Source organism: Kitasatospora sp. NPDC091335 (assembly GCF_044757205.1).
Taxonomy (GTDB): domain Bacteria; phylum Actinomycetota; class Actinomycetes; order Streptomycetales; family Streptomycetaceae; genus Kitasatospora.
On sequence record NZ_JBIVUM010000023.1, the window covers coordinates 26,100 to 44,758 of the forward strand.

17 protein-coding genes are annotated in these 18,659 nt (G+C 73.5%); 8 read left to right on the forward strand and 9 right to left on the reverse strand.

The features are described from left to right. Positions 1–36 precede the first annotated feature (36 nt). The 7 genes from ACIQOW_RS34550 (at position 37) to manA (ending at position 10,051) form a co-directional block, all read left to right on the forward strand. Positions 37–1,326 carry an ABC transporter substrate-binding protein gene (locus ACIQOW_RS34550; protein ID WP_401091716.1) on the forward strand — a complete coding sequence of 430 codons (1,290 nt, stop codon included), beginning with the start codon at positions 37–39 and terminating at the stop codon, positions 1,324–1,326. A 216-nt stretch (positions 1,327–1,542) separates the two neighbouring features. Continuing rightward, positions 1,543–2,415, forward strand: coding sequence for a carbohydrate ABC transporter permease (locus tag ACIQOW_RS34555; protein WP_401091718.1), 873 nt, complete (start codon positions 1,543–1,545; stop codon positions 2,413–2,415). A gap of 4 nt (positions 2,416–2,419) precedes the next feature. Continuing rightward, positions 2,420–3,355, forward strand: a complete 936-nt coding sequence (locus tag ACIQOW_RS34560; protein WP_401091720.1) for a carbohydrate ABC transporter permease — start codon at positions 2,420–2,422, stop codon at positions 3,353–3,355. 56 nt (positions 3,356–3,411) lie between these two features. Further along, positions 3,412–4,668, forward strand: a complete 1,257-nt coding sequence (locus ACIQOW_RS34565) for a glycosyl hydrolase (protein WP_401091722.1) — start codon at positions 3,412–3,414, stop codon at positions 4,666–4,668. Between the two features lie 33 nt (positions 4,669–4,701). Further along, positions 4,702–7,743, forward strand: a complete 3,042-nt coding sequence (locus ACIQOW_RS34570; RefSeq protein WP_401091724.1) for an alpha-mannosidase — start codon at positions 4,702–4,704, stop codon at positions 7,741–7,743. A 98-nt stretch (positions 7,744–7,841) separates the two neighbouring features. After that, the gene (locus tag ACIQOW_RS34575; RefSeq protein WP_401091726.1) at positions 7,842–8,819 is read left to right on the forward strand and encodes an ROK family protein; all 978 of its coding nucleotides are present in this window, start codon (positions 7,842–7,844) and stop codon (positions 8,817–8,819) included. Continuing rightward, a complete protein-coding gene (gene manA, locus ACIQOW_RS34580) occupies positions 8,795–10,051 on the forward strand; it encodes a mannose-6-phosphate isomerase, class I (RefSeq protein WP_401091728.1) in 1,257 nt (418 codons plus the stop codon). The genes ACIQOW_RS34575 and manA overlap by 25 nt, the downstream gene beginning before the upstream one ends. Before the next feature lie 23 nt (positions 10,052–10,074). Here the strand turns inward: manA and ACIQOW_RS34585 are convergent, their stop codons facing one another. The 8 genes from ACIQOW_RS34585 to ACIQOW_RS34620 all read right to left on the reverse strand — a co-directional run bounded on the left by ACIQOW_RS34585 (position 10,075) and on the right by ACIQOW_RS34620 (position 16,956). Beyond that, positions 10,075–10,470: a DUF2267 domain-containing protein gene (locus ACIQOW_RS34585; RefSeq protein WP_401091730.1), complete on the reverse strand. Its 396-nt coding sequence runs from the start codon at positions 10,468–10,470 to the stop codon at positions 10,075–10,077. Positions 10,471–10,748: 278 nt separating this feature from the next. Further along, a complete protein-coding gene (locus ACIQOW_RS34590) occupies positions 10,749–11,420 on the reverse strand; it encodes an acyl-CoA thioesterase (protein WP_401091732.1) in 672 nt (223 codons plus the stop codon). Next, positions 11,417–11,614, reverse strand: coding sequence for a hypothetical protein (locus tag ACIQOW_RS34595; RefSeq protein ID WP_049657510.1), 198 nt, complete (start codon positions 11,612–11,614; stop codon positions 11,417–11,419). The genes ACIQOW_RS34590 and ACIQOW_RS34595 overlap by 4 nt, the downstream gene beginning before the upstream one ends. A gap of 371 nt (positions 11,615–11,985) precedes the next feature. After that, positions 11,986–12,948 (reverse strand): DUF6528 family protein, encoded by a 963-nt coding sequence (locus tag ACIQOW_RS34600; RefSeq protein ID WP_401091735.1) that lies wholly within the window; start codon positions 12,946–12,948, stop codon positions 11,986–11,988. A 102-nt stretch (positions 12,949–13,050) separates the two neighbouring features. After that, on the reverse strand, positions 13,051–13,545 hold the full coding sequence (locus ACIQOW_RS34605; RefSeq protein ID WP_401091737.1) for a hypothetical protein: 495 nt from the start codon (positions 13,543–13,545) through the stop codon (positions 13,051–13,053). A 392-nt stretch (positions 13,546–13,937) separates the two neighbouring features. Further along, a complete protein-coding gene (locus tag ACIQOW_RS34610; protein WP_401091739.1) occupies positions 13,938–14,435 on the reverse strand; it encodes a flavoprotein in 498 nt (165 codons plus the stop codon). 95 nt (positions 14,436–14,530) lie between these two features. Continuing rightward, positions 14,531–15,928: a hypothetical protein gene (locus ACIQOW_RS34615; RefSeq protein ID WP_401091741.1), complete on the reverse strand. Its 1,398-nt coding sequence runs from the start codon at positions 15,926–15,928 to the stop codon at positions 14,531–14,533. A 62-nt stretch (positions 15,929–15,990) separates the two neighbouring features. Next, positions 15,991–16,956: an FAD-dependent oxidoreductase gene (locus ACIQOW_RS34620; protein WP_401091743.1), complete on the reverse strand. Its 966-nt coding sequence runs from the start codon at positions 16,954–16,956 to the stop codon at positions 15,991–15,993. Positions 16,957–17,082: 126 nt separating this feature from the next. On the opposite strand from ACIQOW_RS34620, the gene ACIQOW_RS34625 reads away from it, so the two are divergent. After that, the gene (locus ACIQOW_RS34625; RefSeq protein ID WP_401091745.1) at positions 17,083–17,997 is read left to right on the forward strand and encodes a LysR family transcriptional regulator; all 915 of its coding nucleotides are present in this window, start codon (positions 17,083–17,085) and stop codon (positions 17,995–17,997) included. A gap of 137 nt (positions 17,998–18,134) precedes the next feature. Here the strand turns inward: ACIQOW_RS34625 and ACIQOW_RS34630 are convergent, their stop codons facing one another. Beyond that, positions 18,135–18,620 (reverse strand): cysteine/serine endopeptidase inhibitor, encoded by a 486-nt coding sequence (locus ACIQOW_RS34630; protein ID WP_401091747.1) that lies wholly within the window; start codon positions 18,618–18,620, stop codon positions 18,135–18,137. Between the last annotated feature and the right edge of the window lie 39 nt (positions 18,621–18,659).

Below are 18,659 nucleotides of genomic sequence, written 5' to 3' on the forward strand. Positions count from 1 at the left end.
CGATCCCCCACCCACCCTCAGGACCGGGAGACCCTCATGCGCAGAATCTGGGCGGCACTGACCACCACGGCACTCGCCACCGCCGCGCTCACCGGCTGCGGACTCGGCTCCGGCGAAACCAAGGACAGCGACGCGGTCGCGAGCGCGGCCGCCACCGGCGAGGTCAAGGGCAAGGTCTCGCTCCAGACCTGGGCACTGAAGCCGAAGTTCACCGACTACATGCAGGGCGTGATCGACGGCTTCAGGAAGAAGTACCCCGGCGTCGAGGTCGAGTGGCTCGACCAGCCCGGCGAGGGCTACTCCGACAAGGTGCTCAGCCAGGCCGCCGCCGGCAGCCTGCCCGACGTGGTCAACCTCCCGCCGGACTTCGCGTTCCCGCTGGCGAAGAAGGACGTCCTGCTGGACGTCGCCAAGGCCGATCCCAAGCTCGCCGAGGAGTACGTCTCCGGCGGTGTGGACGCCTACCGGTTCAACGGCCACCAAGGCACCTTCGGCTACCCCTGGTACCTCAACACCGATGTGAGCTACTGGAGTTCCGAACTCCTGACGAAGAACGGCCTGGACCCGCGGAAGCCCCCGGCCACCCTGGACGAACTGATCGCCCAGGCCCGGGTGATGAAGGAGAAGTCCGGCGGCCAGGCCTACCTGATGAGCCGCAAGCCCGGCATCGGCGACCTGTACAACATCGGCGTGAAGATCATGTCCGACGACGGGAAGACCTTCACCTTCAACACCCCCGAGGCCGCCGCACTGCTCGACAAGTACCGCGACGCGTTCAAGGAGGGCCTGATGCCGAACGGGGTGCTGACCGACACCTATGCCGGCAACGCCAAGCTGTTCAGCTCCGGCACCGCGGCCTGGACCACCGGCGGCGGCAACTTCATCACCAGCCTCGCCACCGACAACCCGACCCTCGCCCCGAAGGTCGTCCCGTCCACCGCGATGGGCACCCCGCCGCTGTACGTCCAGGGCCTGTCCATCCCGAAGACCACCAGGAACCCGGCCGCCGCGGTGGCCCTGGCCCGCTGGGTGACCAGCCCCGAGAACCAGGCCGCCTTCGCCCACCTGACCAGCGTCTTCCCGTCCACCAAGGCGTCCGCCGGCGACCCGTTCTTCAGCAGGAGCGACGGCACCAACGCGGGCGACGCCAAGGTGATCGCCTTCACCTCGCTCGCCAAGGCCGAGCTGATCCAGCCCGTCGAGGTGGACGACGCGATGGGCACCATCATCAAGCAGCAGTTCGCGCTGGCCATCAGCGGCGAGACCGGCTCCAGGCAGGCGCTGGACTCGGCCGTCGAGCAGTGCAACAAGCTGCTCAAGGGCTGAGCCCCGGCGCGCACGCAGGCCGCCCGGGCCTCACCGGACCCCACGGCGCGCCGCCCGGACCCCCACGGCATCCCACCGGAACCCCAGGGTGCGACGCCGGAACCCCACGGCACCCCGCGACGCCCCACCCCGTACCGGCGCAGCGGCGGGCCTCCCCCGCACCCGCCGCTCCCCGGGAATCAGCCGCACCACCCCTGGCCCCAGGAAGGCAACCGCATGACCCACCGGCGTTGGTTCACCCCCTGGCTGCTCGCCGGGCCCGCGATAGTCTGGCTGGCCGTCTTCAACCTGTGGCCGGCCGTCAACACGGTGATCCTGTCCTTCACCAACGCCAAGCCGCTGGGCGGCGGGCAGTTCACCGGCCTGGAGAACTACGGCCGGCTGCTGGACGACGACCAGCTCGCCGACGCCCTGCTCAACAGCATCGTGTTCATGCTGGTCTGCCTGCCCCTGCTGACCGTCCTGCCGCTGCTGATCGCCCTGCTGGTGCAGCGCAAGATCCCCGGCATCACGTTCTTCCGCACCGCGTTCTACACCCCGGTGATCGCCTCCGCCGTCGTGGTGGCGCTGATCTGGGGCTGGGTGCTGGACGACCGCGGCCTGGTCAACGGCCTGCTCGGGCAGGCCGGGCTGGCCGACTCCCCGGTCCCCTTCCTGACCGACCGCTGGCTGCTGCTGTTCAGCGCGATCGCCCTGACCGTCTGGAAGGGCCTCGGCTACTACATGGTCATCTACCTGTCCGCCCTCGCCAACGTCCCGCGCGAGCTGCACGAGGCGGCGGCCGTGGACGGCGCCGGTCCGCTGCACCGGTTCTGGCACGTCACCCTGCCCGGGGTGCGCCCGACCATGATCCTCATCTCCGCGCTGATCTCGGTGAGTTCGCTGCGCGTCTTCTCCGAGCTGTACGTGCTCTCCAACGGCCTGGGCGGCCCCGGCGGACGGGACATGTCGGTGGTGATGCTGATCCAGATGTACAGCCGCGGCTTCAACGGCCACCTGGGTTACGCCTCGGCACTGAGCCTGCTGCTGTTCGTGATCACCCTCGGCCCGATGCTGTTCCTGATGCGGCTGAACCGGAAGGCGGCCTGAGCCCATGACCACCGTCCGTACGAAGGCCACCGAACCCGCCGGGACCGCCGGGACCGCCGGAAGGACCGGAAGGGCGGGAAGTGCCGAGGCCCGCAGGGCCGGCCGGGGCTTCAACACCCCCTCCACCGCCCAGACCGTCACCCGCTACCTGCTCCTGGTACTGGTCCTGCTGCTGGTCATCGGCCCGTTCCTGTGGCAGCTCTCCACCTCCCTCAAGGGCCCCGCCGAGGACGTCTACACCCGCACCCCGAGCTTCCTGCCCGACCAGCCCACCCTGGACAACTACGGCAAGGTCGCCGACGCCATCCCGGTCTGGACCTACGCGCTCAACTCGGTGATCGTCGCCGTGGTCTGCATCACCGGCAACGTGGTCGGCTGCACGCTGGCCGGCTACGCGCTCGCCCGGCTGCGCTTCCGCGGCGCCAAGCTCGTCATGGGCCTCTTCCTCGCCACCCTGATCCTGCCCGGCGAGGTCACCATCGTCTCCCAGTACGTGCTGGTGCGCGGCCTCGGCCTGGCCGACAGCCTGGCCGGCGTGGCGCTGCCGGGTTCGATCGCGATGCTCAACGTGCTGCTGATGCGCACCGCCTTCGCCGCCGTCCCGGCCGAGCTCGACCAGGCCGCCCTGGTGGACGGCGCCAACGTCTGGCAGCGGCTGTGGCACATCGGGCTGCCGAACGTGCGGGGCATGCTCAGCGTGATCGTGATCTTCACCTTCATCGGCGCCTGGGACGACTTCCTGTGGCCGCTGATCGTGCTCAACGACCCGCAGAAGTACACCCTCACCGTCGGGCTCCAGTACCTCAACGGCACCTTCTCCGCCAACCCCCGGCTGATCGCGGCCGGCACCATGATCGCCTTCCTGCCGATCGTCGTGGTGTTCGGCGTCTGCCAGCGCTTCTTCTTCAAGGGCGTCGAGGAGGGAGCCGTCAAGGGCTAGCCGTCGAGGGTCGGCCCACCGTCCGTACGCCCCGAACCCGTTGAGGAAGCCATCCGATGACCACAGCTCCGCGCTTCGGCGTCAACTACACCCCCAGCGCCGGCTGGTTCCACCACTGGCTCGACTTCGACCTCGACGCCGTGCGCGCCGACTTCGACTCCATCGCCGCCCTCGGCCTGGACCACGTGCGGGTCTTCCCGCTCTGGCCGGTCTTCCAGCCCAACCGCACCCTGATCCGCCCGCGCGCCGTCGAGCAGCTGACCGCCCTGGTGGACGCGGCCGGCGAGCGCGGCCTCGACGTCGCGGTGGACGGCCTCCAGGGCCACCTGTCCAGCTTCGACTTCCTGCCGTCCTGGACCCGGACCTGGCACCGGCGCAACATCTTCACCGACCCCGAGGTGCTCGACGGCCAGGCCGCCTACCTGCGCACCCTCGCCGGGGCGCTGCGCGAGCGGCCCAACTTCCTCGGGATGACGCTCGGCAACGAGATCAACCAGTTCTCCGGCGCCCCGCACCCCGACCCGGACCGCGCCACCCCCGCCGAGGCCGAGGCCTGGCTGCGCCGGATGCTCGACGCCTGCGAGCAGGGCGCCCCCGGCGGGCTGCACCTGCACGCCTCGTACGACGCGGCCTGGTACCTGGACGAGCACCCGTTCACCCCCTGGCACTCGGCCCGGATCGGCGCCGCGACCGCCGTGCACTCCTGGGTGTTCAACGGCACCGCCCAGCGCTACGGCGCGCACTCCACCGCCACCGCGCAGCACGCCGCGTACCTGGTCGAACTGTCCAAGGCCTGGGCGGACGACCCGGCCCGCCCGGTCTGGCTCCAGGAGGTCGGCGCACCCGCCCCGCACATCACCGCCGGGGACGCGGCGCGCTTCACCGGCGACACCGTGGCGGCCGTGCTGGACTGCCAGGACCTGTGGGGCGTCACCTGGTGGTGCTCCCACGACGTCGACCGCTCGCTCGCCGACTTCCCCGAACTTGAGTACAGCCTCGGCCTGTTGACCACCGACCGGACGGTCAAGCCGGCCGGCGCCAGGCTCGCCGAGGCCGCCGCCGAGGCGCGCCGCTCCTGGCAGCCGCCGAAGCCGCGCGGCACCGCCGTGGTGGTCACCACCGGCGACGAGGTCACCTCGCCGCGGCGCTCGGTCTGCGGCCCCGGCGGCCCGGTGTACGAGGCGTTCATGCGCCTCGCCGAGGCGGGTGCCCGCCCGACCGCGGTGCTCGCCGAACACGCCGGGGACCGCGAGCACCTCGCCGCGCGCGGCATCACCGAGGTGGTCCACCCCGACGACGTACGTTCTCCCTGATCTGTCACCCAGCACGCAACGGAGCCCGCTGACATGCACGATGACCGCACCCTGGTCGAGTCCCGCCTCAAGCGCGTCCTGGACGAGCGCATCCGTCCGGCCGTGTACCCCGAGTCCGTCCCGCTGGAGGCCGGCATCTGGACGGCTCCGGGCGAGCCCGTCCCGGTCGCCGAGGGCCTGCCCGCCCCGCGCAGCCCGATCGCGGTGGGCGACGCCTGGGGCGCGCCCTGGGGCACCAGCTGGATCACCGTGACCGGCACCGTGCCGCAGGCCTGGGCCGGGCGCACCGTCGAGGCGCTGATCGACCTCGGCTTCGACGCCAACATGCCGGGCTTCCAGTGCGAGGGCCTGGTCTACCGGCCGGACGGCTCCCCGGTGAAGGGCCTCAACCCGCAGAACCAGTGGGTGCGGATCGCCGCCCCCGCGGCCGGCGGCGAGCAGGTGCTGCTGCACGTCGAGGCCGCCTCCAACCCTGTCATCCTGGACTACCACCCCTTCCTGCCAACCGAGTTGGGCGACAAGGAGACGGCCGGCGACCAGCCGCAGTACAAGCTGGCCCGGATGGACCTCGCCGTCTTCGACGAGACGGTCTGGCGGCTGGTGATGGACCTGGAGGTGCTCGGCGAGCTGATGGCCGAGCTGCCGGTGGAGGGCGCCCGCCGCTGGGACGTCCTGCGCGCGGTCGAGCGCTGCCTCGACGCGGTCGACCTCCAGGACGTCAACGGCACCGCGGCCGCCGCCCGTTCACAGCTCGAAGCGGTGCTGGCCGCGCCCGCCGTGCCGTCCGCGCACCGGATCAGCGCGATCGGCCACGCCCACATCGACTCGGCCTGGCTCTGGCCGCTGCGCGAGACCGTCCGCAAGGTGGCCCGCACCACCGCCAACATGACCGCGCTGCTGGAGGACGAGCCGGAGTTCCGCTTCACCATGTCCCAGGCCCAGCAGTTCGCCTGGATCAAGGAGCACCGCCCCGAGGTGTACGCCCGGGTGCGGAAGGCGGTGGCCGAGGGCCGGTTCGTCCCGGCCGGCGGCATGTGGGTCGAGTCCGACACCAACATGCCGGGTTCGGAGGCGATGGCCCGGCAGTTCGTCCACGGCAAGCGGTTCTTCCTGGACGAGTTCGGGGTGGAGAACCACGAGGCCTGGCTGCCGGACACCTTCGGCTTCACCGGCGGCCTGCCGCAGATCATCCGCAACGCGGGCTCCAAGTGGCTGCTCACCCAGAAGATCTCGTGGAGCCAGGTGAACCGGTTCCCGCACCACACCTTCCTCTGGGAGGGCATCGACGGGACCAGGATCTTCACCCACTTCCCGCCGGTGGACACCTACAACTGCTCGATGAAGGGCAGCGAGATCGCCCACGCGGCGAGGAACTTCAAGGACAAGGGCGTCGCCCGGCACTCGCTGGCCCCGACCGGCTGGGGCGACGGCGGCGGCGGCACGACCCGCGAGATGGTCGCCAAGGCGGCCCGGATGAAGGACCTGGAGGGCTCGGCCACCGTCCGCTGGGAGAACCCCGCCGACTTCTTCGCCAAGGCCGAGGCCGAGTACCCGGACCCGCCGGTCTGGGTCGGCGAGCTCTACCTGGAGCTGCACCGCGCCACCCTGACCAGCCAGGCCAAGACCAAGCAGGGCAACCGGCGCAGCGAGAACCTGCTGCGCGAGGCCGAACTCTGGTGCGCCACCGCCGCGTCGCGCATCGGCGCGGACTACCCGTACGAGCAGCTGGACCGGATCTGGAAGACCGTGCTGCTGCACCAGTTCCACGACATCCTGCCCGGCTCCTCCATCGCCTGGGTGCACCGTGAGGCCGAGGCCACGTACGCGGCGCTCGCCGGGGAGCTGGAGGGGCTGATCGGCGCGGCCCAGCAGGCGCTGGCCGGGGCCGCCTCGGGCGGGCGCGAGCTGGTGTTCAACGCGGCGCCGCACACCCGCTCGGCGGTGCCGGCCGGCGGGGCCTCCCCGCTCGGCGCGCCGGACGGTGCCTGCGAGGCCGTCGAACGGACCGAGGGCGGCTTCACGCTGCGCAACGGTCTGCTGGAGGTGGTCGTGGACGCGGACGGCCTGATCGCCTCGGCGGTCGACGTCGCGACCGGCCGGGAGACCGTCGCCCCCGGCAGCCGGGCCAACCTGCTCCAGTTGCACCCCGACTTCCCGAACATGTGGGACGCCTGGGACGTGGACCAGTTCTACCGCAACACCGTCACCGACCTGACCGGCGTGGACTCGCTCACCGCCACCGTCTCCGCCACCGCGGCCACGGTGCGGATCGCCCGCTCCTTCGGCTCCTCCACCGTCGTCCAGACCCTCACCCTGCCGGCGGGCGAGCAGCGCCTGGACATCGACACCGAGGTCGACTGGCACGAGACCGAGAAGTTCCTCAAGGCCGCGTTCCCGCTGGACATCCACACCGAGCGCTACGCCGCCGAGACCCAGTTCGGCCACCTCTACCGGCCCACCCACACCAACACCAGCTGGGACGCCGCCAAGTTCGAGGCCTGCAACCACCGCTTCGTCCACCTCGACGAGCCCGGCTGGGGCGTCGCCCTGGTCACCGCCTCGACCTACGGCCACGACGTCACCCGCGCGGTGCGCCCCGACGACGGCGGCACCACCACCACGGTCCGCTTCTCGCTGCTGCGCGCCCCGCGCTTCCCCGACCCGAAGACCGACCAGGGCCCGCACCGCTTCCGGCACGCCCTGGTGCCGGGCGCCGCGATCGGCGACGCCGTCCGCGAGGGCTACCGGATCGGCCTGCCGGAGCGGACGGTCACCGGCACCGCCGAGCACGTCGCGCCGCTGGTGGAGCTGGACGACGACGCCCTGGTGGTGAGCGCCGTCAAGCTCGCCGACGACCGCAGCGGTGACCTGATCGTCCGGGTCTACGAGGCCGGCGGCGGCCGCGCCAGGGGCCGGCTCACCACCTCCTTCCCGCTGGCCGGCGCCGTCCCCTGCGACCTGCTGGAGCGGCCCTGGGACGGCACCCGCGGCGAGGTGACGGTCGAGGACGGCGCGGTGCGCCTCGCGCTGCGCCCGTTCGAGCTGGTCACGCTCCGGCTCAGCGCGGCCCGCTGACCGGCCGGCCCACTGATCCGCAGGTCCACGTACGCTGTTCGGCGCCTCGGCCCCCGCGGCCGGGGCGCCACCCTCCACCGACCCTCCTGGAGCCCACCGTGCCCGTCACCCAGCTGTTCGCCGCCCTCGACATCGGCGGCACCAAGATCGCCGGGGCACTGGTCGACGCCGACGGACGGCTGCGGCACCGGCTCCAGCTGCCCACTCCGGCCACCGAGCCGGGCCCGACCGTGCTCGCCGTGGTGCACCAGGTGCTGGACCGGCTTGCCGGGACGGCCGACTGGGCCGCCGTGACGGCCGTCGGGATCGGCAGCGCCGGCCCCGTCGACCTCGCGGGCGGCACCGTCAGCCCGGTCAACATCCCCGGCTGGCGCGACTTCCCGCTGGCCGCCGCGGTCGCCGCCCACCCGGCGGTGGCGGCCCGCACCCTGCCCGTCCGCCTCGCCGGGGACGGGGTGGCGATGGCCGCCGCCGAGCACTGGCAGGGCGCGGCCCGGGGCGCCGACCACGCGCTCGGCCTGGTGGTGTCGACCGGCGTCGGCGCCGGCCTGGTGCTCGACGGCGCGGTGCGGCCGGGCCCCAGCGGCAACGCCGGCCACCTCGGCCACATCACCGTCGACCTGGACGGCGAGCCCTGCCCGTGCGGCTCCCGCGGCTGCCTGGAGGGCCTCGCCAGCGGCACCGCGATCGCCCGCCGGGCCCTCGCCCGGGGCTGGCAGCCGGTGGGCGGCGACCGGACGGCCCGCGCCGTGGCCGTCTCCGCCGCCGCGGGCGACCCGGTCGCCCTCGCCTCCTTCGACCGCGCCGCCCAGGCGCTGGCCGCCGGGATCGCCGCCACGGCCGCCCTGGTGGACCTCTCCAGGGTCGTGGTCGGCGGCGGCGTGGCCGCCGCCGGGGACGTGCTGTTCGCCCCGCTGGCCCGGCACCTGGACCGCTACGCCGCCCTCTCGTACATCCGCGGCCTCGACGTGCGCCGCGCCGAACTCGGCACCGACGCCGGGCTGATCGGCGCGGCCGCGCTCTGCCGCCGATCCTCCCCGGAGCCGCCCGCATGCCTCCCTTCTCGCTCCTGCTGAACCCCGTCCGCCGCTACGCCTGGGGCTCGCCCACCGCCATCCCCGCGCTCACCGGCACCGCCCCCGACGGCACCCCGCAGGCCGAACTCTGGCTGGGCGCCCACCCGTCGGCGCCGTCCCTGCTGACCTGCGGCGACGACGGCGACGACGGCCCGCGGCAGCTGGACCGGCTGATCGCCGCCGACCCGGACGGCATGCTCGGCGCGGACACCGTACGGCGGTTCGGGCCCGCGCTGCCGTTCCTGTTCAAGGTGCTGGCCGCCGACCGGGCGCTCTCCCTCCAGGTCCACCCCACCCGCGCCCAGGCCGAGGCCGGGTACGCGGCGGAGCAGGCCCTGGGCATCCCCCTGGACGCACCCGAGCGGGTGTTCAAGGACCGTGGGCACAAGCCCGAACTCATCTGTGCCCTCGGTGACTTCGAGGCCCTGTGCGGATTCCGGCCGGCCGCCGGCACCGCCCGGCTGCTGGACGCTCTCGGCGTGCTCCCGCACTGGGCCGCCGCCCTGCGCTCCCGGCCCGCGGAGGCGGTGCTGCCCGGGCTGCTGCGCGCCGGGCTGGACGCCACCGACGGCGAACTCGCCGCCGTCACGGAGGCCCTGCGCCGTGCCGCGGCCCTGGGCGACACGGCGGCCTCCGACGGGCCGTACGCCGTGGAAGGCCCGGACGCCGCGAGCTGCGCCGCGTACGCCCGCCTCGCCGACGAGTACCCCGGCGACCGGGGCCTGCTCGCCGCGCTGCTGCTCAACCACGTCCGGCTCACCGCCGGACAGGCGCTCCACCTGGACGCCGGGGTGCCGCACGCCTACCTCCGGGGCGTCGGCGTGGAGTTGATGGCCAACTCGGACAACGTGCTGCGCTGCGGGCTCACCCCCAAGCACGTCGACACGGACGGCCTGACGGCGGTCACGTCCTTCCGCGCCGGGGTGCCCGAGGTGCTCGCGCCGATCCCCGCCGAACACGGCTTCGAGGGTTTCGAGGGTTTCGAGGAGGAATACCCCACCCCCGCGGCGGAGTTCAGGCTCTCCCGGCTGCGCCCCGGCAGCGCCGCCGCCCGGGTCGACCTCGCCACCCCGCAGATCCTGCTCTGCGTCTCCGGGCAGGCTCTGCTGCGGTCGCCCGGCGGCGCCGAACTCCCGCTTCCGGCGGGCTCATCGGCGTACCTGCGCCCGTGCGCCGGGCCGGTCGAACTGACCGGCCCGGGCGCGCGGCTGTTCCGGGCCACCACGGGATAGCGGCGACCGGCGACCGGACACGCTCAGGTCCGCGCCGGATGCCCGAACAACAGGTCGTATCCGTCCGGGAGTTGCTCGATCACCCGGTCCAGCACCTCCCCGGGGACCAGGTCGGCGACGGTGCTGAGCACCGCCCCGATGTCCCACTGGGCCGTCGCCGGGCTCGCCCCGTGGATCCAGCCGACGACGGCCTGCACGAAGCGCTCGGCAGTCAGCGGCTCGGCCGCGGGCTGGGCGTCGCGCAGCAGCGAGGCGTAGGTGACGGGCAGCGCGTCGGCGAGTTCGGACCGGTCGGAGCCCACCAGGTGTTCGCCGAGCAGGGCCAGCACGACCCGGGCGGCGTGATCCGCCTCGGCCTCGCCCCGGTACTCACCGCGCTCCACGACGCGGGCGAGGAATTCCTCCCAGGAGATGGTCATCGCGTCCTCCTTCCGGTCGGCGGGCGCCGGCCGGACCTACAGCGGCCCGCTCGCCCTGGGCCGGGAGGGAGGTCGCAGCCCGTGACCACCGGGGGACGTACCGGTTCCGGTGCCCGTGCTGCTCAGGGTAGCTCGCCCCGGCGTCCGCGGACCCTGCCGCCCGCCACGGGATCGCGGGACCACGGAACCTCGTGGACACGGGGAGGGCCGGTCCGGCGGACCGAAGCGCTTGTCGACCACGCCACCGGCCGGGCACGCCACCGGCCCGGGACGGCGGTTCACCCCGCCGAGGCGTGGCACCGCCTGCGCGGCCGGCGCGCCGGCGCCATCGGGCCGCCCGGCACGCGCTGCGCCGGTGTCGTCGCGGTCACCGCCGCCGTGGTCACGGCCACGGCGGCAGCGGTCACGGCAGCGGTCACGGCCACGGCGGCGGCCGTCACGGCCGGGGGCGCGGTCACCGTCGAGCCGGTGGTCACGGTCGTCGCCGCGGTCACCGTGGTGGCCGCCAGGGCCGCCTGGGCGCGGGCCGCGTCCGTCATGAACGCCGAGAGGAATCGCCGTTCGGCCGGGCTCAGCGCGCGCGAGCGGCCGGATTCACGGTCCCGCGCGACCACCACGGTCCGCGCCCGCATAAAGGTGAGCCGATCCCGGCAGACATTCACCTCGACCTGCGCGGAACTGCGCCCGAGCCGCTCCACGGTGAGCCGCACCGAGAGCGGCTCGGGCCGGTGGTGCAGCTGTTCCAGGTAATCGATCTCGTGCCGCGCGATAAGGAATCCGGCCGGGAACAGGGCCTCCCGCACGGCGGTCGCGTGGTGGCGGAACAGGTCGTGAATCCCCTCCTGGACGTAGCCGACCAGACGGGCGTTGTTGATGTGCCCGTTCTCGTCGACGTCGCTCCACCGGGTGGGGCAGGACAGCACGTGCGCGCCCGGCTGCACCGCGTTCACTGCCGGGTCAGCCCGGCACCGGCGGGGAGCAGCGCGCGCTGCAACCTGGCGTAGTAGCCGGAGTGTTCGGCCGCCATCCGGGCCGCGGTCCAGCCCTCCTCGGCCGCTTCCGCGGCCGCCTGGACGACCAGGCTGTCCAGCACCGCGTCGACCGCCCGGCACAAGTCGTGGACGGCCGCGAGCCGCTCGGTCACATCCGCCCCGCTCCCTGCATTCCGGGACGGGAAGGCGGCCAGTGACTCCATCGCGAGCTGAAGGTCGTCGACTCCGTCCGGCCGGTTTTCCGCAGGGAAATTCCGCATGTTTTTCTCCATGACTCATTCGGCCATTACGGCCCAGTAACTAGCGTTCGAATACACCGGATCGGTGTCGACCCCCCGACCCCACGACGCTATCCCAGCCGAACGGGGTCGACGGATGGTTTGTGGACCGCGACGGAAAACTGACCTCCATCGGAGTAGTTTGTCGGGGCACACAATATGCCCCATCAGCCGGATGCCGTCCGCAGTTCGGGTGGTATCTCCGACGCGCGCCCCACGATCGACTCCCCGGGGTCCGAAGTCTGCTACCAGCCACTCCACCACCTCGCCTTGTACAGGTGCGTGCCGCGCAGCGACCGCGTTCCCTCCGGGCGGTGCAGGGTGATCACCGACGTGCACCAGTCGCACGGCGCCGTGTGCTCGGGCGCCACCGTGAGCAGCCGGCCCGTCCCGGGCTCGTCGCCCACGCTCTTCAGGTCCCGCTCGGCGGCCGGATCGGCCAGGTGCACGGCGGAGAAGCGGTCGGCCGCCGGGTCGTAGCGCCACAGCCCCGCCAGCGTGGTCACCCAGAACCGCCCGGGATCCCCCAGCACGGCGGCCAGGTCGTGCCCGCCGCTGCCGGGCAGCGCACTGCTCCGCGCCACCGTGAGGGTGGGCGCGGCGGGGGTGCCGCCGACCCGCAGCGCCGTCAACGCCGTGTCGCCGAGCACCCACAGCAGGCCGCTCCGCCCGTCCCAGTGCACCCCGTGCGCACCGGGCAGCGGGAACTCCGCGAACGCCGCGGCCCGCGGCCCCCGCGAGGCCGCGTACAGCCGTACCCAGCCGCCCGCGCTCGCGGCCACCGCCACGTTGCCGTCCGGCAGCAGCTCGATGCTGTGCGGGTTGACGACCGGCCCCAGGTCCGCCGCCCAGTGGACACGGCCGGTGACGACCTCCACGGCGGCGGCCAGCCCGCCGGAGGCGGTCGTCAGCAGATAGCGCCGCCCCTGCCGGAACCGGGACTTCGCCTCGTCCGGGTTCGTCCAGCTGCGCGCGGGCGCCAGATCCGCCAACTCCGGGGCCCGGTCGGCACTCCAGCCCCAGACCACCGGCAACCGGTCCGGCCCGCGATAGGCCATCAGCTCCTCGGCGCTCTGCAACACCAGCACGCTGCGCGAGGCCTGGTCCACGACCGCCACCTGCCAGCCCGGCGACCTGGCCCACGCGCCGCTCCCGGGCACACAGAGCAGCAGGGCGACCGCGAGGGCCGGCAGTGTTCTCCTCAGCACGCCTTCACCGTCGGCGCTCCGGACCCGCTCCGCTCGGCGGCACGTCCGAACGGCCGATCGCCACGGCGGCGGCAGGGGCGACCGGTCTCCGGCGTGCGTCCGTCAGTACGTCCCGTAGAAGCGGTGCCACCAGGTGGGCCGCTCGACGTGCCGGGGCGGCCGGCTCGGCCCGGCGTAGTCCTCCTCCAGGAGTTCCTCCGGAACGACCGTGTACCCGAGCCCGACCAGTGCCCGGCGCACGGTCGCGAGGTCGGCAGCATCCAGTTCCCCTTCCGCCTGGGCCTCCTCGGTGCCGAGGAAGGCTCCGGGATTGTCGGCGCAGACCAGCGCGAGGGAGCCGAACTTGCTCACGCAGACGACGATCCGGGTGCCGCACGCGGTGGCTTCCGCGGGAACGGTGACCCGCCCGAACTCGCTGGAGTCCTGGGCGTCCTGTTCGGCTCCGCACCCGGTCGAGAAGTCCGCCTCCAGGCGGGCCACGAGGCCGCGGAACAGGGCGACGGTCGCGCCGCGGTCGTAGTCCGCCGGCCACTCCAGCCACTCCGGGTCGTCGAGTTCGCGCAAGACCGTCAGCAGATCCGCCCTGTTCGCCGTCACCCGCACATCCTGGCGTGCCGGCCGCACCGGTGGCCACCCCGACACGGCCGGACCCGCCTGCCCGTATACCGGACGCCGACCGCCGGCCGCTGTCGTTCGGCGGCCGGCGTTCGGCGGCCGGGGGCTCAGCGCGCGAAGGCACAGCGTCCGGAGACGAAGTGACGATGTCCGCCTCGATCCGCTCGGCGGCGGCGATGTCGACGACCTCCCCGGCAGTCCCGGGCCCGCCTCGGGTACCCCGTCCGCCGCGTACCAGAACGACACCTTGCCGTTGTCCGCCGCCACCGGAAACCTCCCACACCCTCGCTGACCTGCGCGGACGCTAACTCCGCGGGCTCGCCGGGGGCCACCCTCCACACTGCAAGGGCCATTGGTCCCGGCCGGCCACCCTGTCAGATCCGCAGCAGCTCCAGGGCCCGCGTCCAGTCGTAGGAGCCCGGCGTGAAGTCCGCGATCCGCACCCCCATCCGCCGCAGCTTGGCCAGGCTGTCCGCGTACGCCGGATGCGCCGCCTGCGCCGCGCTCAGACAGGGCTGCACGGCGACCGGGACGCCCCAGCCGTACGACTCGCAGAGGATGCCGAGGGCGAGGGTGTCCGAGATGCCGAGGGCCCACTTGTTGACGGAGTTGAAGGTGGCCGGCGAGACGATGATCGCGTCCGGATCGGGCAGCGGCCTGGGCTCCCCCGGCTTCCGCCAGGCCGAACGGATCGGATGCCCCGTCTGCGCGACGATCGCGTCGGCGTCGACGAGCGCCATGGCGTTCGGCGTCGCCACCACCCCGACGTCCCAGCCCTGCGCCTGGGCCGCGGAGATCAGCTCCCCGACACCACCCGCGACTCCCGCCGCGCACACCACGACGTACAACACCGGCTTCCTGGCCTCGGACATCCTGGATTCCCCATTCTCGGACCCGCCTTCGGACCCACCTTCGGACTCCAGAACAGTAAGCCGCCCGCTTGGTCCGCTCGCTCCGCCGACCGTCCTCAGGTCCTGATCCGGACCGGCGGGGCGATCGACGGCGGGGAGCAACGGGGCGTCGTGGCGCAGACGGTGAGCGGTCCCGGGTGGGGGCCGTCGAGGATCCGGACGGACCAGAGCACGGCGTAGTCACCCCCGCAGATGCCGCAGCCGGGCCGGGGTGCGGCGAAGCCAGGTGCCGGCGGTGCCGTGGGCATCGGGGGCACGGCGGGCGGCGGCGGGGGTGGCGGGGTGAGCGGGGGCGGGGGTGTGGTGTCCCAGACGGGGAGGTCCGGGGCGAGGGCCGCGAAGTCGTGGCCGCACTCGGAGCAGGTGTCCAGGACGGACTCGGTGCGCATGTCGCCGCACTGCGGGCAGAAGGTCACCGGCTGCTCGTCGGCGGCGGTGCTCTCGCAGCGCGAGCAGACGAAGTCCGGGTCGATCCTGGCCTGTTGGAAGATCGACCCGAAGATCAGGAAGGGATTGGGGTCGCCGTCCTTCTCGTACGTCGTCTGCATCACCGAGGCGATCGTCCTGAGGCGGTTCTTCCGCTGCCGCAGCCGTTTGAGGTCCAGGTTCACGACCTTGGTCTGCCGGCAGGCCCGGCAGGTGCAGAGCGTGCGGACGGGCAGGCGGGAGCGGATGCCGAACTGGCGGTGCAGGAACTCGAAGGCCGGGCGGTCCGCCTCCGCGATCGCCACCTCCACCGAGCCGAGACCGCCCGCACTGAGGCGCCCCTCCACCACCGCCGCCAACCGCCGGACGTCGGATGCCAGTTGGTCGGGTACGCCGGCCGGCCTGCTGCCGATCATCACCGGGATCGCCAGCAGGGTGCGGGCGGTGGCCATGTCCATCGCGTGGAAGCCGGCCGGGGAGTGGAAGACGATCCGGTCGATGCCCTCCCACAGGGACGGGCCGGCGCTGCGGCGCCCGCCGGCGAGCCGCTCGTTGACGCGGGCGGCGACGCCGCCGACGAGGCGCTGGCCGGTCTCGTGGTGCCGGGCCAGGGTGTCGGCCCTGGGTGCCCGGGACCACCAGCGGGGCTGGGGGAAGCCGGCCGCCCCGGCCGCCGGGTCGAGGCCGGTGAGGGCCCGGTCGAGGGCGAGCAGTGTCGCCCGGAAGGCGGCCAGGTAGGGGTCCTGGATGCCCAGCGCGACGACCGAGATCGCCCGGTCGGTCAGGTGCAGGGACACCGAGGTGTGGTCGCCGTCGGTGGGTGCGACGTGGAGGCGCGCCGCGAGCGGCACCTGGTCGGGCAGGAGCATCGCGGAACGGACGGCCGAGCCGCGCCGGGCCTCGACCACGGTGGCCATCTCCGAGGTGATCTGGAAGCCGAGCGAGCGCAGCGCGTCCACGGCGGCGACCCGGACGCGCCCGGCATCCGTGTGGACGCGGCGCTCGGCGTCGAGCGTGATCGAGGCCAATGTTCCTCCGGCGGAACGAAGTTGGTTATGTGGGTCGGGACGGTCGCGCTACCGTAGCGAACTCAGCCCGCCGCCGTGACCACCAGTTCGGCGGCGGTGTCGGCGCAGCCCCAGCTGAGGGTGACGCCCGCGCCGCCGTGGCCGTAGTTGTGGACGGTGCGGCCGTCCGGGTCCGCTTCGAGGCGGGGGCCGCCGTGGCGGGCGGGGCGCAGGCCGGCGGCGTAGCGGATGACGCGGGCCTCGCGCAGTGCGGGGACGTGGGCCGTGCAGCGGGCGAGGATGGCCTCGGCCGTGGCCGGGTCGGGGGTGGTGTTCCAGTCGTCCTCCTCGAAGGTGCCGCCGAGGACGACGTCGGTGCTGCGGGGGTGGATGTAGGTGTAGCCGGCCGGGTCGTCCTGGATGCGGGTCGAGCTGGGCAGTCCGGGGTTGCGGACCAGGACGAGCTGGCCGCGCACCGGGTGGACGGCCTGGTCGTCGCAGAGCCGCCGGGCGCCGAGTCCGGTGGCGTTGACCACCACGGGCGCCCAGTCCCCGGCCCGGCCGAGGGTGTCGAGGCGGCGGTGGACGATCTCGCCCCCGTTGCCGGTGAACCGGCCGAGCAGCCAGGGCAGGTAGAGCGGCATCTCGACGGCGGGGGCCGTGAACGACCAGCCGCCCGCGCAGTCCGGGCCGCGTTCGGCGGCGGTGAGCGGGCGCAGGTCGGGGACGGCGGCGCCCCACCAGGGCAGGCCCTCCGGCTGCCGCTCGTGCGCCAGCATGCGGGTGCCGCGCATCGAGACGCCGGGCACGCCGTCCTGCGCCTGGCGGGCGAACTCGGCGAAGGCCGTCGCGGACCAGTCGGCGACCCGGCTGTCGGTGCCCGTGGCGACCGGGAACCAGACGGCCGCGGCCGTGGCCGAGGTCGTCGACAGCAGACCGTCGGCCGTCACCACGACGACCCGACGGCCTCTCTCCTGCAAGCGGACCGCCGTGGTGAGCCCGATGATCCCGCCGCCGACCACGACGACGTCCGCCACACCATCCACCATCGCGAACTCCTCCTCCGAGGGCCGCCCACCGGGTGTCGGCGGCCGCCTCCAGGAAAGCCGGTCGCACCGGGAGCCGTCCAAGACCGGTTCTGTCCCGAGGCGATAAGCCGGCCTTATCATCACCGGATGGATCTGCGCCGCATGCGCTACTTCTCCGTGCTGGCGGAGGAGTTGAACTTCACCCGGGCCGCCCGCCGGCTGCACGTGGCGCAGCCGGCGCTCAGTCAGCAGATCAAGGCGCTGGAGCGGCAGCTCGGCGCGCAGCTGGTCGAGCGCACCAGCAAGGGCTGCGCGCTGACCCCGGTCGGGCGGGCGGTCGCCGCGGAGACCGGGCGGGTGCTTCGGGAGGTCGCGGAGGCCGAGGGGCGGATCGCGGCGGTGGTCCAGGGGCGGGAGGGACGGCTGCGGGTGGCGTACACCCGTTCCGCCCGGGGCGGGGTCTGCGACGCCCTGGTGACGGAGTTCCGCAACCGGTATCCGCGGCTGGACGTGGCGTTGCAGACCGGCTGGACGTCGCACAGCGTCGCCGAGCTGCTCGCCGGGCGGCTGGACGCGGCGTTCGTCCGGCCGCCGCTCGACGTCCCCGGGCTCGACTGCCGGATCATCGCCGAGGAGGAACTGCTGCTCGCCGTTCCGGCGGGCCATCCGCTCGCCCGCACCCGGGCCCGGATCGGCCGGCACCGGATCGCCGACGAGCCGGTGGTGCTGTGGCCGCGCGAGAACGGGCCCGGGATGCACGCGCTGATCACCGGGCAGCTGTGGCCCGGAGGGCCCCCGCGGATCGTCCGGGAGGAGCCGGACGACGAGCAGCTGCTGCTGGCGGTGGCGGCGGGATACGGCATCGCGCCGATCCCCGAGGGACGGGCCCGGGTGTTCCGGATTCCCGGCGTCTGCCTGCGCCGGCTCACGGCTCCGGTGCCGACCGTCACCCTGGGGCTCGCCCACCATCCGCGGACCGCGCCCCCGGCCGTCCAGCTGCTGCTGGCGATGGTGCCGCCGCTCGTCGGGCCGGGGGTGCCGCCTGGCGACGGGCGACCGTGATTCCGTACGGCAGCCGTGCCCGCCCTCGTCATGCCTCGGGGGCGGGCGCGGCCGTCAGGGCGGCGGACCGGCCGTCAGGTGCGGGCACGGTCGCCGAGCGCGGTCGCCGGGGCCGTTCGCCGGAGCCGCGTCCGGCCTCAGCCGATGGTGGAGCCGGTGATCGGGGCGGAGAGCTCGACGGTCCGGCCGTTCAGGGCGGTCTTGACGAACTGCCAGCTCAGGCCGGTGATGACGCCCTTGTCCAGCGGGGCCAGCTTGGCGAAGGCGGGCTGGCTGAGGTCGATGTGGGTGGAGTCGCAGGAGGGACACTGGTCCTTCACCGGGACGGTGATGGTCTTGCCCTGGTAGGTGACCTTGACCGAGATGCCCTTGCAGACCGGGTCGTTGTTCGGGTTGGCGGTGGTCCACCAGGTGTGGGAGACGGCGACCAGCATCTGGGTGGCGGCGTTGATCTGGGCGCCGCAGGCACCGTAACCGGCGTCGTTGTAGTAGGTGGCCTTGCCGCTCATGGGCTGGTTGATCGGTATCGCGGCGCTGGCGGAGCCGGCGGTGAGGGCGATGAGGGCGGCCGCGGCGAGCGGGGCGCCCGCGAGGATCCTGAGGTTCTTGCCGATGACACGCATGGTTCGGTCCCTCCGGTCGAATTTGCGATCATGGGCATG

Excerpts from the sequence above, each read along its gene's own strand:
- ACIQOW_RS34565 (WP_401091722.1), top strand. The coding sequence starts at position 3,412 with ATGACCACAGCTCCGCGCTTCGGCGTCAACTACACCCCCAGCGCCGGC.
- ACIQOW_RS34570 (WP_401091724.1), top strand. The coding sequence starts at position 4,702 with ATGCACGATGACCGCACCCTGGTCGAGTCCCGCCTCAAGCGCGTCCTG.
- ACIQOW_RS34625 (WP_401091745.1), top strand. The coding sequence starts at position 17,083 with ATGGATCTGCGCCGCATGCGCTACTTCTCCGTGCTGGCGGAGGAGTTG.
- manA (WP_401091728.1), top strand. The coding sequence starts at position 8,795 with ATGCCTCCCTTCTCGCTCCTGCTGAACCCCGTCCGCCGCTACGCCTGG.
- ACIQOW_RS34550 (WP_401091716.1), top strand. The coding sequence starts at position 37 with ATGCGCAGAATCTGGGCGGCACTGACCACCACGGCACTCGCCACCGCC.
- ACIQOW_RS34620 (WP_401091743.1), bottom strand. The coding sequence starts at position 16,956 with ATGGTGGATGGTGTGGCGGACGTCGTCGTGGTCGGCGGCGGGATCATC.
- ACIQOW_RS34630 (WP_401091747.1), bottom strand. The coding sequence starts at position 18,620 with ATGCGTGTCATCGGCAAGAACCTCAGGATCCTCGCGGGCGCCCCGCTC.
- ACIQOW_RS34560 (WP_401091720.1), top strand. The coding sequence starts at position 2,420 with ATGACCACCGTCCGTACGAAGGCCACCGAACCCGCCGGGACCGCCGGG.
- ACIQOW_RS34610 (WP_401091739.1), bottom strand. The coding sequence starts at position 14,435 with ATGTCCGAGGCCAGGAAGCCGGTGTTGTACGTCGTGGTGTGCGCGGCG.
- ACIQOW_RS34585 (WP_401091730.1), bottom strand. The coding sequence starts at position 10,470 with ATGACCATCTCCTGGGAGGAATTCCTCGCCCGCGTCGTGGAGCGCGGT.
- ACIQOW_RS34555 (WP_401091718.1), top strand. The coding sequence starts at position 1,543 with ATGACCCACCGGCGTTGGTTCACCCCCTGGCTGCTCGCCGGGCCCGCG.